Annotated in this window: 8 protein-coding genes; 4 read left to right on the forward strand and 4 right to left on the reverse strand. The window is 53.8% G+C overall.

Annotated features, from left to right (window positions below; translation table 11 throughout):
- Positions 1-358 precede the first annotated feature (358 nt).
- From AT746_RS17640 to AT746_RS17655, 4 genes are read right to left on the reverse strand one after another with little or no spacing between them, the layout of a single operon-like run.
- Complete coding sequence (locus AT746_RS17640; protein WP_062483150.1) at positions 359-3,208, reverse strand: glycosyl hydrolase 115 family protein; 2,850 nt, start codon at positions 3,206-3,208, stop codon at positions 359-361.
- 2 nt (positions 3,209-3,210) lie between these two features.
- Complete coding sequence (locus tag AT746_RS17645) at positions 3,211-4,902, reverse strand: glycoside hydrolase family 43 protein (protein WP_062483153.1); 1,692 nt, start codon at positions 4,900-4,902, stop codon at positions 3,211-3,213.
- Positions 4,899-5,972 (reverse strand): endo-1,4-beta-xylanase, encoded by a 1,074-nt coding sequence (locus tag AT746_RS17650; protein WP_062483154.1) that lies wholly within the window; start codon positions 5,970-5,972, stop codon positions 4,899-4,901. The genes AT746_RS17645 and AT746_RS17650 overlap by 4 nt, the downstream gene beginning before the upstream one ends.
- Positions 5,969-7,600: a glycoside hydrolase family 9 protein gene (locus AT746_RS17655; protein ID WP_197414290.1), complete on the reverse strand. Its 1,632-nt coding sequence runs from the start codon at positions 7,598-7,600 to the stop codon at positions 5,969-5,971. Before AT746_RS17655 ends, AT746_RS17650 begins: the two co-directional genes overlap by 4 nt.
- A 375-nt stretch (positions 7,601-7,975) precedes the next feature.
- Between AT746_RS17655 and AT746_RS17660 the strand changes: the two genes are divergently transcribed.
- From AT746_RS17660 to AT746_RS17675, 4 genes are all read left to right on the forward strand, one after another.
- Positions 7,976-9,337, forward strand: a complete 1,362-nt coding sequence (locus tag AT746_RS17660; protein WP_062483156.1) for an MFS transporter — start codon at positions 7,976-7,978, stop codon at positions 9,335-9,337.
- Complete coding sequence (locus AT746_RS17665; RefSeq protein WP_062483158.1) at positions 9,334-11,703, forward strand: GH36-type glycosyl hydrolase domain-containing protein; 2,370 nt, start codon at positions 9,334-9,336, stop codon at positions 11,701-11,703. The genes AT746_RS17660 and AT746_RS17665 overlap by 4 nt, the downstream gene beginning before the upstream one ends.
- Entirely contained in the window at positions 11,696-12,211 is a 516-nt protein-coding gene (locus tag AT746_RS17670) for a gluconokinase (protein WP_062483160.1), read from the forward strand. The genes AT746_RS17665 and AT746_RS17670 overlap by 8 nt, the downstream gene beginning before the upstream one ends.
- A gap of 220 nt (positions 12,212-12,431) precedes the next feature.
- Complete coding sequence (locus AT746_RS17675; protein WP_062483162.1) at positions 12,432-14,285, forward strand: sodium:solute symporter family protein; 1,854 nt, start codon at positions 12,432-12,434, stop codon at positions 14,283-14,285.
- Positions 14,286-14,347 lie beyond the last annotated feature (62 nt).

Below are 14,347 nucleotides of genomic sequence, written 5' to 3' on the forward strand. Positions count from 1 at the left end.
GGACAAGCCAATTTGTGGACTGTTACTTTTTGTTGCTCAGATAACTGAGCTGCAAAGGTTTTCAGCCCGAGATACCGCACTGATACAGCCTTGTATAGATAGTGCGTTAGGGATAACAAGGGGTCAAACCAACTCAAAAAAAACGCAAACAATAAAACATAATTCGCAACATTTTCTTAACATTAAAAACAACAGCCTTATAACTATAAAATACTTAAAATTCATCCACTTAATACAAACCAGGACAGCTACACCCGACCCGAACAAGCAAATTATTAGCTGCCGGGAAGAAAACTGCAAACGTTTTCATAAGGATTTTGTTAGTTTTTTGTTGCAAGGACGTCTTTGCCTGCTGTATTTAGCGCACAAACTGACTCTGGGGGGGGCCTAAATAACTGTCTCGCAGATCGCCGGTATCGATCACCAGTTTCTGCAACACGGCACCAGGATCGACGAGGTAAACTCGCAATTGATATTGACCAGGTTTTTCTACCTGTAATTTATGGCTGGCTCGGCGCACACCATCGAGTACCGATTGCTCCCAGGCCCGCTGACTATTATCCGCCAGAATATCCACTATCTGTGGTTTCTCCTCGCCCAGCGCCACGGCGAAGCGCAGCCCCCGGTCGGGCACAAAATCCAGTGTCGGGGCAACTATTGCATGCAGCTCAAATTCACCGGTGGAGTGAAAATACAGGGGATATTGCAGATAGGGTGCAGCACTGAGATCCGTTATTTCCATATCCTGCCCGGTAACCGCAGACACCGAGGAATGGGTGCGCCCATGACCGGGAATCTCCTGCCAATACGCGCCATCGCGGTTACCCACCACTTTGGCGCTGGCCGCTTCGAGGGAAATATAGCCGTCGGCTTCCACAAACCCTTGTGGCTTGTCCGCCGGTTTATATGCCGACACCTTAATATGAGCAGCGCCCCAGCCGGTTCCCTGGATGACCACTTCCCCCTGACTGTGGCCAGCTGGTGTCTTATCCCAGTCGATACTGACCCGGATTTTTTGTTGCTGCTCAATATTGCCTTGTGTCTGGCTTAACGTAATCCAGTCTGCCACGGCCCTGGCTTTAAATTCAAAAGGCTGGGTGCCTTTGTTAAAGACTTCGATATAACGTTCGGCCTGGCCATGGGGATAAAAGGTATCCAGCGACAGCGTCTGGCCCTGGTATTCACTGATGGGCCAGGAGTGATCTGACCCCTCTGGTGCCACGCCCATATCCGCCACTTCCATGGGTTCGGCCACCGATACCACCGGCATCAGATTAGCCGGCGGGTTACGCCAGTAGGTGTAACCTATGTGAGGCTGAGACATCATATGGTTCCAGCGGCCCTCTCCCAGGCCATGATATTTTTCGGTTAGCTGTGCATCCTGATGAAACCAGTAGCGCACCTGTTCGGCCCAGTAATTAGTGCTGACCCGGCCCTGCTCTCCATGCAAACGGTTCATCGCCACTGCCCGGTTAAGCTCAAACACCGCCTGAGTGGCCTTGAGAGGATGAGACACCAGTTGTACATAAGCGTCCTGTTGCTGCGCGGCTAATTGCTGTTCAACAAGGTCGGATTTTTCAACCAGCTGCGCCAGTTCCGTTGAGATCCGCCCGGCCTCATCGTAATGAAAAATACTGTAAGTGTCCGGCTCCACCGCTTCGGGCTTGCGCCGGCCATTGTGACGGGTATAGCCCTGGATCAGTTCCGCCACAGTTTGGGCATGCTTCTTACCAAACTGCTGCGCTGCCCAGTCGATGGCAAACTGCTGCAGATTGTCCGCCCTGAAGTCTTCAGGGTTCCAGGCCATACGCAGGAAAAAGTCGATGGGAAATTCCATCGGTTTAAGATCGCCCACATTAACAATCCAGATACGATCGGCCTGATACTGCCAGGCCAGATTCATCTGCTCCCAGATCTTGGCCATTGGCACCGTATTGATCCAGCGGTAGGAACGGGGGCCACCCACATAGTCAAAGTGATAATACACTCCGGCTCCGCCCTCGCGACCGCGTTCATCGGCGGTAGGCAGGCGACGGATATTGCCAAAATTATCATCGGCCCACAGCAGGGTCACATCATCAGGTACGCGCATTCCGCGCTCATAGAAGCCCTGAACCTCCTTGTACAGCGCCCAGACCTGCGGCACTTCGCTGATATCTGTGTCGGTGAAAGTATTGCGCAGAATCTCTCGTTGGTCGGCCACCACCTGCTCGAGTAGGCCGATATTCTCGCCTTCACTCATGGGCTCGTCTTCCTGACCACGCATGCCCAGAGTAAAAATACTTTCCAGCTCCTTATGCCGGCGGGCGCCCTCCTGCCAGAACTGATAGATATTGTCGCGATTGGTGGAGTATTCCCAGGGCCCTTCACCATAGCGGTTCCATTCCTTGTCGGCGCGCATCATGGGTTCATGGTGACTGTTGCTCATTACGATACCCATTTCATCGGCAAGAATGGGATTCAGTGGATCATCATCGGCAAAGGCATTGTTCCACATAGCAGGCCACAGAAAATTGGCCTTAAGGCGCAACAACAACTCAAACACATGCACGTAAAACTGACTGTTATAGCCGCCAAATTTCTCCGCGGTCCAGTTACTCAGGGCCGGGTGCTCATCGTTCAGAAAGATACCGCGGTATTTAACCTTCGGCGCATCGGTTATCAGGGTATCGGCTTTGATATGTAGCTGTTCGCGTTTTATCACCGGCACATCGGCCCACCAGTACCAGGGTGAGACACCGATGGTCTCGGCCAGATCGTAGACCCCGTAAATGGCGCCTCGTTTGTCACTGCCTACTATCACCAGCGCCTGCTCAACGCCTGGCAGAGGCTGTCTGACTGTCTGAATCTGATAGGCTTCCCATTTGCCGCGAATGGCACTGACATCCAGCTTACCGGCAGCCACCAGTTGGTTCACCAGGTCACTGTTATCCAGACTGCCGATAATCAGCATCTGTGGTGCCTGTTCGGTATGACTGATGCTCAGTTGCCGTCCGCTGACCTTATGAATATCCTGCTGCAGACTGCGCACTGCGCGCAGCAGGCCTTTGTGATCATCGCTGTCTGTGCGGATCAGAGCCTGGCTGCTTTGTGCCACCAGCGCAAAATCACCTTCAGCCGGTTGCTCAGTCAGATAACCTGCTGGTAAAGACCACACCGTCCGGGTGAACAATACCAATCCCAGCCATAGCAAATGGCGCTTTCTCATTATTATTCCCCTGTTTCCAGTCGGGCATGCAATCCCAGCATGGTGCCGACAAAACCGCCAGCCACCTCGGTGCTCAGCAATTTGCCATCCTGTTTTCCGCCTAATGAGTGCCAGTCTCCGCTACCAATTGAATAAAGAAATTTGATCTGTCCTGGTTTGCCTTCAACCTTCAGTCTGACCGGCTCTGATGAAGGTTGAATTTGTTGGGAGGCAACCTGCTCAGGCTCACCGTCACCGGCTCGCTCCAGAAACACCTGATAGCCCTCTGTGTCGGCGCGCACGCCCAGATAAAAGTGATAGGACTCGTTCTGAAAGGCGGCGATCCCCGCTGACATTCCCTCCTCAGGCAGACTGAGTGCGGTACTGGCGGTAAAATGCATATGCTGCTGACGTCGTGCCACAAAGGCGGGCTGAGCCATGCTGTCCAGCCCTGCGCTTTTGGCCTGTAATAGCAGCCTTTGTTGGTCCAGATTCAGCCAGCTACGATCAAATTCCCGCAACAGATTCCAGTGGACGTTCAATGCTTTACCATCAAAGTTATCCCGCCAGCTGAAATTGCCGGTAAGAGGCTCCGTCACCGGCACTTGCGGCAGCCCTCTGGGCGTATCCGGACGATAAGGGACGGGCTCGCCGGCTGGAAGGATATGCGGCCAGCCGTTTTGCCAGTTAACCGGCAGCAGGAAGCTTTCCCGGCCGGTGTTGTAATAGGTCTGCTGATAAGCGCGGGTGGCCAGAAATATGGCCCACCACTGGCCATCCGGCAGTTGCACAAAATCCGCATGACCGGCGGTAGTAACAGGGTCTGGTCTGTCTATTTCCAGATCCCGCTGGGTCAGAATGGGATTGCCGCTGTAAGGCTCAAAAGGCTTGTCCAGAGAGCGGGTGCGGAACATCACGGCAGAATGGTTATAGCCGGTGCCGCCCTCTGCACACAACAAATAATACCAGCCCTGATGCCGGAACAGATGGGGCGCCTCAATCCAGATAGGCTGTTTGCTCAGATCCACGCCGCCATTAACAATCAGCTTCCGTGATTCTGGCAACACAGTCTGAGTTTCTGGATCATATTCCCATAGCCAGATAGCCCGGTGGCCTTCATACAAGGGCTCGTCAGGAGGAGGCCCGTTGTGGGTGATATAAACTCTGCCATCATCGTCAAAGAAAATATCCGGGTCGATACCGTCTATTTCAGGCAACCACACAGGATCTGACCAGGGACCCGCCGGATCTTCAGCGGTAATAATAAAATTGCCGCCACTGTCTACCGCCGTGGTGATCAGATAGAACAGGCCATCGTGATAACGCAGAGTGGGTGCGAAAATACCGCGGGAGATCTGTAGTCCGCTGAATTCTGTCTGCGAAGACCGGTTCAGAGCATGGCCTATCAGTTGCCAGTTGACCAGATCGCGGCTGTGCAGAATCGGCAGCCCCGGCGTGTAGGCAAAGGAGGACACCGCGATATAGTAATCATCTCCTTTGCGGGTGATACTGGGATCGGGGAAAAAGCCCGCCGCCATCGGGTTCTGATACTCACCCTTAGCCAGTGGTTCTGCAAAAACCGGATCCTGCCCCTGATAGTCAAACCAGTGGAAACTGGCTTGTGGCTTCGGATCAGCCACCACAGCCGATGCCATCATCAGTGAGCTCATACTAAACGCCACACAGCCGATTAAAATCAGGGCAGGACTCTTCATTCGCTTCCCCTCAGTCCTTGGGCAAAACCTTCCAGCGCTGGTTTTGGCTGAAAATCAGCATCAAACAGCAAAGGCCAGTCGGCCCGCTCTTTAAATCCCGGGATCCAGCTGTCGCTGTCGGTAAGACCCCACAGGGTAATACCACCGCGCAGCTTTGCCGGCACCGTTTCCAGATAGACGCGGGCCACATCGCGGTAACGCTGGCGCTGAAGCTGGGCCACCTCCGGTGTTAAGTGCTGATATTGCTCAGATTGATTAACAGCAATATCCAGCTCCGAAATGCGCACTTTGATGCCACGGGCCACTGCTTTGGCGAATGACTCCCGGATATCCTCCAGACTGGGCTTTTCGGTATCAATATGCATCTGAAAGCCGAGCCCATGTATCGGCACACCACGGGCCAGAAAATCATCGATCATCTCCAGCACCCTATCCAGCTTGGCCGGGCCAATCATGCCGGAGATATCATAATCGTTGTAATAAAGATCCGCCTGCGGCGCAGCCTGATGGGCAAGGCGGAACGCCCGCTCTATATAGCCCGGGCCGATATTGTTGTACCACAGCGTTTCCCGGTATTCAGAAGGGTTATCATCGGTAAAGGCCTCATTAACCACATCCCAGCTGGTTATCTTACCGGCATAATGACCTGCCACAGTGCGAACATGGTTGTCCATTATCTGGGTTATTTCATGGGCCGGGCCTGGGTGTTCATCCATCCATTTGGCGGTCTGTGTATGCCATACCAGGGCGTGACCGTGAACTATCATGTCGTTAGCTTTGGCATAGCTCACCAGTGCGTCAGCATGGCTGAACTCAAACTCACCGGGTGCTGGTTGCAGGTAGGCCATTTTCATCGCATTCTCGGCAGTCAGACTGTCAAAGTGCTGCTCCATCAGCGCCTGGCGCTGTGGACTTTGCATCAGACTATTAGGCCAGGGATCGGCCGGTACGGCCGCACCAATGGGAAAATCCGCCAGGGATGCCAGAGACAACTGAGCGTTGTCGTTTGCCTGCACGCCAAAATGCACCAGGCTAAGAACAACAAGGGAGAAAAGCAGTCTGTGTTTCATGGTGACTCCTGTTGGCTGTCAGATGAAAAGGCCGCCAGCAGATAAACCAATGGCGCATTCCAGTTGATAGTCACTTCATTGGTGGAATAGCTGCACCAGTCATCCACATAGGATTTGGCCGGTAAGCGGCTGGGGTATGAACATTCATCCTGCCATCCTGGTTGCGGACCACCGGCCAGCCAGCCGGGTACCGGCTCACTGATATCATCCGCTTCTGATTGACGATGATGAATATGCATCGGCGTTTTGTGGCCATAACCTGTCACATAGGAATAACCTGTGGGATTGCGCCCCAACACATAATCGAGCAGTCCCTGCGCAACCTGCAGATACCCCTGTTCGCCGCTGAGTTGCCAGGCCTGATAGACCAGCACGGCCTTATTCAGCGCCACTCCATTACTGCCCCAGACAAAATCCTCTTCAACCATGGCGACCCCATAAGCGGATTGCTGATGCTGCGCCAGCATCTTATCTGCCGCTGACACTATCCGCTGAATGACTCGCTGTTTATCTTCCCCACTCAGGCTGTCCGAAGTTGCCAGAGAATAATACCCAAGGGCCGCCACATGAGACCAGGAGGCCTCTTTGATCTCTTTATCCCGGGCAAAAAACGCCTGCAGATAGTCTGCATTGCCGGTAGCGAGATAAAGCTCAGCGGCAGCCCAGGAAAACTCATCCTCCAGTTGCTGGTCGCCATAAGCGCCGGTCGACACATCTTCTGGTTGCTGATAAATCACCCCAGGATTTTCCACAGCCCATTGCCAGGCAAGTTCAGCACTTTGGCGATAATCATCGGCCAGTCCAGGATGCTGCTGGGTAAAATCTTCAAATACGCGGCTGGCACTGGCCATTACCGCAGCATAGTTGAGTGCTGCCGCAGTGGTTTTTTGTACCACATAGCGCTGCGCAGTCGCCTCGTGGGGCATTACCGCAGCGGCAAAATTCAGGGTGGTGAGTTTGTGGTAAACACCGCCGTCATGGGGATCCTGCATGGCTCTCATCCATTCCAGATTCCAGAGTATTTCATCGATTAAGTCAGGGAGTTCGTTAGCCGATTCAGGGATCTGCCAATGACGCTGACGATAAAAATCCTCAAAGTCGTTCCAGGCCTGCAGCAGGGTATAGGTTGAAACACCGGAATTGACGATGTACTTGTTGTAATCACCGGCGTCATACCAGCCTTTGGGGCCGGCAATCTCAGTGCCCGCTGGCCGCTCTGCCGATGCGGCCGAGGCATGCACCCGTACCCTGTCATCGGGATGGCCGGCAGGACGGGCCCAGGCACCGGCAAATTCCGGGGTTAGTTGCACAGATGCGCGGTTAAAATAGTAGGCTTTGATGGCAGCGTCATGAATCTGCTCAAAGACATCCTCGCCAATCTGCACTGCAATGGGATCAGAGCCTTCCACCTGCAACTGATATGCCCCGGGTTGTTGCAGCTCTGAAAAATCTGCCAGGCTGACCTGCTCACCGGCAGGTTCCCAGAACTTGAGCTCTGAAGAGAAACCGGTAAATATCACCTCGCCTTCTTGTGACACCAACCGGAACGACTGATTGCCCTGGCCTGTCGACACGGCCAGCTTGTCGCCATCAGGCAAGTAACCCAACTGATTGACTTGCACCGACACCGGCTGTGATTCTGGATCCTCTTTTAGCGGCTGAGATGACGTTTCTTGATCGCCACAGCCCACAAGCAAGACCGTTATAAGCAATAGAAAACACCTGAACAGCATCATTTTATTGCCGCCATGTAAATAAAAGGTAACTGGATTAAACGTAAAAACCTTTTTGCTGGCAACAGCACAGGCATTACGAAAATACCAAGCACAGGTGTGTTTTTTACGATCTCTGGCGGCAACATCAGCGGCTTCTGAGTAGCTCTGCTCAGGGCCACAAACACCTTGCAGCGACAAATTGTGCAAAATCATAATATGAAAACGATTTCAACCATTCGCTGGCCTATGTATTATTGATGCAGAAATAACCAAATTCACTACATCACTATGCCTGATTCAAAATCTGTTTTGCCTCTGCGGGAAAAGCTGGGCTATGCCATGGGTGACGTCGCCTCCAATTTCTACTGGCGCGTATTCGACGTCTTTCTGTTTATTTTCTATACCGATGTATTCGGCCTGCCGGCGGCAGCAGTGGGCACTATGATGCTGGTGACCCGCCTGATCGATGCTATTTCAGACCCGCTGATGGGCGCTCTGGCGGATCGCACCCGCACCCGCTTCGGCAAATTCAGGCCCTATCTGTTATGGGGTATTTTACCGCTGGCCGCGGCCGGGGTGTTGACCTTCACCGTGCCGGATTTAGATGGCGAAGGTAAACTGATCTGGGCGTATTGCACCTATATTTTTATGATGCTCGCCTACACCTTTATCAACGTGCCTTATGGTGCCCTGCTCGGCGTCATCACCTCTGACAGCCAGCAGCGTACCACCCTCACCAGCTTTCGTTTTATCGGCGCCTTCTCCGGCGGTACTCTGGTTGCCTGGCTGACTCCGGAACTGGTTATCAGGCTGGGCCAGGGCAATGAAGCACTGGGATGGCAACTGACCATGGCATGTTACGGACTGACAGCACTGGTGCTGTTCAGTATCAGCTTTGCCACTACCCGTGAACGGATACAACCGCCACCACAGCAACGTACCTCGATCACACAAGATGTACGGGACTTATGTGCCAATAAACCCTGGCTGGTGCTGTTTGTGCTGGCCATGACCATTATGGTCACCATCAGCCTGCGTGCCAGCGCCGGTACCTTTTATTTCAAATACTATGTAGGCCGTGAAGACCTGATTGGGCTCTTTACCGGACTGTATATGGTATCACTGGCCTTAGGTGCGGCGCTGACGCCACTGATGACACGCTTTGTCGACAAACGAACACTGTTGATGGGGTTGATGGCACTGGTTGCCATACTCTCGGCGCTGTTCTTTTTACTCAGCCCCGAGCAGATTACTCTGATGTTCGTGCTGCAGTTTGCCATCGGCCTGGCACTGGGGCCCAAGTCGCCACTGGTGTTTTCCATGTATGCAGATACCGCCGATTATTCCCAGTGGCGAACAGGCCGTCGCGCCACAGCGATGATTTTCTCCGCCGCCACCTTTTCACAGAAAATCGGCGGTGCGCTGGCCGGTGCCACTATCGGCTGGTTGCTTGGCGCACTGGGCTACACCGCCAATGTAGTTCAGAGCAGTGAGTCCAGCCTGGGCATACAGTTGCTGATGACATTAATCCCGGCCGCCTTCGCGCTGCTGTCCGTGCTGGTAGTACGCCACTATTCCCTGTCGGCGGACCAGCTTGCCAATATTCACAGCGAACTGAAACTGGAAGACGCCGCGAGGGGGATGCCATGATTGAATTCACCGGCAACGGCCGTTGCGTATTACACAGCCCCACGGCGATGCCGCAAGCCAGTGGTTTTCTGTGGAATCCGCAGATGCTGATACAGATGAACTGCCGGGGCTATGCCGTCGCCCAGTTTATGCAGCCGGAGCCGGCCAAATACACCAGCGGGCCGATGCTGGAGGCGAAAACCTTTATGCAGCCGGAGCAACCTTATTACGCCCATAACCCGGGCCGGTTTTTCTATGTGAAGGACGAACACAGCGGCACAGTTTTTTCTGCTCCCTATGAGCCGGTCAGAGCACCCGTTGAACAATATCGTTTTTTCCACGAAGCCCACCGTATAGGCTGGAAGATACAGGCCGATGGGCTGGAACTTGAACTGGAACTGACCCTGGCCAATGACCGGGCGGCAGAACTCTGGACAATTACCCTGACCAATCCGGCAGATTCACCAAGAAGCCTCAGCCTGTATCCTTATTTCCCTGTGGGTTACCGCTCCTGGATGAACCAGTCCGGCTACTTTGATCCAGAGCATCAGGCTATGATCTGCAAAGCCGTCACCCCCTACCAGAAGGTGCAGGACTATTTTGCCAACCGACACCTCAAAGACTGGACCTGCCTGTTGGCCGAGACATCACCGCAGGCGTGGGAAGCGAGGCAGCAGCATTTTGAAGGTGAAGGCGGATTGCATGGCCCCGGCGGCCTGCAGCAGCAGCAACTGGACAAAGGAGAGGCTTTATATGAACTGCCAGCGGCCATTTTGCAATACCGCCTAAAGCTGGCCGCCGGGCAATCTCAGCGTTTCAGGTTTGTGTTTGCACCGGTACGTGACGACCAGGAGCTGGCCGGGCTGCGGAAGCACTTTTTTGGTGGTCAGGAAGACGGTTTCAGACGCAGCGCAGACGCATACCGGGTCGCCATGCAACAACAGCAGGGATGTATCAGGCTGAACGGCCCGCAACCGGACTTCGATCAGTTTGTGAATCACTGGCTGGGGCGTCAACTATACTATCACGGTGATGTGAACCGCCTGACCACAGATCCCCAGACCCGCAATTATCTGCAGGATAATATGGGCATGGCCTATCTGCAGCCACTGCGCTGCCGTGAGGCCCTGATCACCGCTCTGAGCCAGCAAAAACGCAGCGGCGAAATGCCCGACGGCATTCTGTTGCATCCAGAAGCCGAACTTAAGTATATCAATCAGGTTCCCCATGCCGATCACTGCGTATGGCTGCCCATTTGCCTGCAGGCTTATCTGGATGAGACCGATGATTATGCTCTGTTGGATCAGAAGCTAAGCTTTGCGGATAGTGAGGAGCCAATGTCGGTAGCCAATCATCTGCAACTGGCCATGGAATGGCTGCTTAAGGCCCGCGATCACAGAGGCCTGAGCCTGATTCACCAGGGCGACTGGTGCGATCCTATGAATATGGTGGGGTACCAGGGCAAGGGAGTTTCTGCCTGGCTGACCCTGGCCAGCGCCTATGCGTTCAGATTATGGGCAGATATCTGCCTGGCCAGCGACCGCGCGGAACAGGCCCGTCATTGGCAGAATCAGGCAACTGAGCTGAATAAGGCAGCCAATCAATGGTTCTGGGCTGATAACTGGTACGCCAGGGGCATCACGGATCAGGGCCGCTTGTTCGGCACAGCACAGGACAGAGAAGGACAGATTTATCTGAATCCACAAAGCTGGGCGATGCTGTCCGGTGCCGCCGATTCATCCAGGCTGCAATCTGTGCAGGCGGCGATTGAAGAGAAGCTGATGACCCCCTTCGGACCGATGATGCTCGCGCCAGCCTATACCGCTATGGTGGAAGATGTAGGCCGTCTGACCCAGAAATTTCCGGGCACAGCGGAAAACGGCTCGGTGTATAACCATGCGGTGATGTTCTATATCCATGCCCTTTACCAACAGGGCCTCGCAGAGCAGGCCTTTGAATTACTGAAAAAAATGTTGCCTTCAGAAACAGACTGGCAGCAACGGGGGCAATTTCCGGTTTTTATCCCCAATTATTATCGCGGTGCCTGGCATCAGTATCCACAGCGGGCTGGACGTTCAAGCCAACTATTCAATACCGGTACCGTCAGTTGGTATTACCGCTGCGTGACCGAAGGACTACTAGGCCTCAGAGGGTGCCGGCAGGGCCTGCGGGTCAACCCTCAACTGCCGGCACACTGGTCACAAGTCAGAGCCATACGCCATTTTCGCGGCGCCAGAATCAATGTAGAAATACAACGTCAGGCCACAGAGAAGCAGCAACTCTACCTGGACGGTGTACACGTATCAGGAGATTGTATCTGCGGCCTGCAATCCGGCACTGAGTACCAGTTAAAGGTGATCCTGCCCGGAGCAACCGGCCATGACTGATGTCCCAAAACTATTGGTGGTCATGGGTGTCAGTGGCAGCGGCAAGACAACCCTGGCGCGACAACTGGCTGACCAGCTGGATTTTGCCTTTATGGAGGCCGATGAGTTTCATTCCGACGAGGCCAGACAAAAAATGGCAAGAGCAGAGCCATTGGATGACGAGATGCGCGAGCCCTGGCTTAACAGCATGTGCCAGCATCTTACCCGCCATCAACAATCCACTGTGCTGGCTTATTCAGGGCTGCGCCGTCGCCATCGACAGCGATTCCGGGAGCTCGGTTATGACACCGGCTTTATCTGGCTGCATGGCCAGTTTGATGATATCAGGCGGCGCCTGGACAACAGGCAGGGGCATTATATGCCGGCCAGCCTGTTAACCAGTCAGTTCAGGGATTTGGAAATGCCAAAAGGAGAAACCGACATTCTGATGCTGGATATTCACTGCAATCCAAAACAGTTGCTGACCAGGGCAACTGCGGCCGTTAGTCTGCTCTACCGTTCCGCCTAGCTAATGACTTCCAGACAGCACCACGGATGGCGCAAAGCGGAGCAACAGGGAAGCTGTTGTCGGCACCAGCCAGACTCAGACCCGATTAAAAAGCAGTTTTGCTAAATATAATGTTAAAAATATGAAAATAAATAATTGAAAACGTTTTCATGCTGCATTACCGTTTCCCCATCAGTGATCGCCGAAACCGGCACTGCTTTTCCGAGGCTGACAAGAATTGATGAAAATTGCTGCTTTTGACATCGCCATTATCCTGCTCTACCTGAGTACCATCATCGGCATAGGTTTTTACCTTAAGCGCCGCGCATCAGAAAACATGCGCGCCTACTACCAGGGCGGACGTAAGTTGCCCTGGTATATGCTCGGTCTGTCCAATGCCTCTGGTATGTTTGATATCTCCGGTACCATGTGGCTGGTCACGCTGTGCTTTGTGTATGGCATGAAAAGCATCTGGATCCCGTGGCTGTGGCCAGTCTTCAACCAGGTGGTACTGATGGTGTATCTGTCCATCTGGTTACGCCGCTCCAACGTGCTGACCGGCGCAGAATGGATCCGCACCCGCTTCGGTGACGGCACCGGCGGCAAGCTGTCACATATGATAGTGGTGGTATTTGCGGTGATCAGCGTGCTGGGTTTTCTGGCCTATGGCTTCGTGGGTGTGGGTAAATTTATCGAGATCTTCGTGCCCTGGGAGGCGGTTTCTCCTTATCTGCCTTTTGAGCTTACGCCGGAATATGTGCCCCATTTTTACGGCATACTTTTTACCTCTATCGCCACCCTGTACGTGATGCTGGGCGGCATGATGAGCATTGTCTGGGCCGATGTGCTGCAGTTTACCATCATGACCATCGCCGCCCTGGCCATTGGCATTATCGCCATGGTGCAGGTGTCTCCTGAGGCTTTGCAGGCGGCCACCCCCCAGGGCTGGGCCAATCCCTTTTTCGGCTGGCGCCTGGATCTGGACTGGAGCGGTATTATCGATGAGGTGAACGATAAGATTCTCTCCGATGGCTATTCACTGTTCAGCATTTTCGTGATGATGATGCTGTTCAAGGGCATTCTGGTGAGCGCCGCAGGTCCTGCGCCCAACTATGACATGCAGAAGATTCTGGCCACCAGGAGCCCCCGGGAAGGGGCGCTGATGAGTGGTTTCGTGTCGGTGGCCCTGATGCCCATCCGCTACTTTATGATTGCCGGATTTACGGTGCTGGCAGTTGTCTACTATGACCGCCTCGATCTGGTCAGCGGTGGCAATCTGGATTTTGAGAATATACTTCCCGGCGCCATTCTGGAATTTGCGCCCATCGGCATCATGGGCTTGCTGCTGGCGGGACTCATCGCCGCCTTTATGTCTACCTTTGCCTCCACCGTTAATGCTGCACCGGCCTATCTGGTTAACGATATTTATCTGCGTTATATCAACCCGCAGGCCAGCAACAAGGTACTGATCCGCGCCAGCTATTTCTGTTCTGTGGCGGTGGTAGTGATCAGCACCGTAATAGGTCTGTACGTGCAAAGCATCAACAGCGTGCTGCAATGGCTGGTCTCAGGGTTGTGGGGCGGCTATGTGGTCTCCAATGTGCTCAAGTGGTACTGGTGGCGGCTAAACGGGCTCGGGTATTTCTGGGGTATGCTGGCCGGCATCGTCTGCGCACTGCTGTTGCCGCCACTGTATCGTCTGCTGTTTCCACAGATGGCCTCAGATATCGTGCCCCTGTATGTATTTCCGCTGATGTTATTACTCTCCACTGTTGTCTGCATCGCTACCACTCTGCTGACCCCACCGGAGGACAAGGAACTGCTTAAGAATTTCTATCGCCAGGTCAACCCCTGGGGTTTCTGGGGGCCGGTTCGCCGACAGGTAGAGGCGGAAAATCCGGACTTTATTGCCAACGCCAATTTTAAACGGGACATGTTCAACATACTCATCGGCGTGATTACCCAGACCGCTCTGGTGGCCCTGCCCATTCTGATTGTTATCCAGCAGTGGCAATCGGGCCTGACCTGTCTGCTGGTGCTGGTGATCAGCGCCCTGGTACTGAAAAAATCCTGGTACGACAGGCTTCCGGATTAGGCCACTCAGGATGCGGGATGCCCCACAAATCTGAATTCAATCACAGTGCAAACAAACAGAAG

Origin of the sequence: Lacimicrobium alkaliphilum (assembly GCF_001466725.1) — a bacterium.
GTDB lineage: Bacteria > Pseudomonadota > Gammaproteobacteria > Enterobacterales > Alteromonadaceae > Lacimicrobium > Lacimicrobium alkaliphilum_B.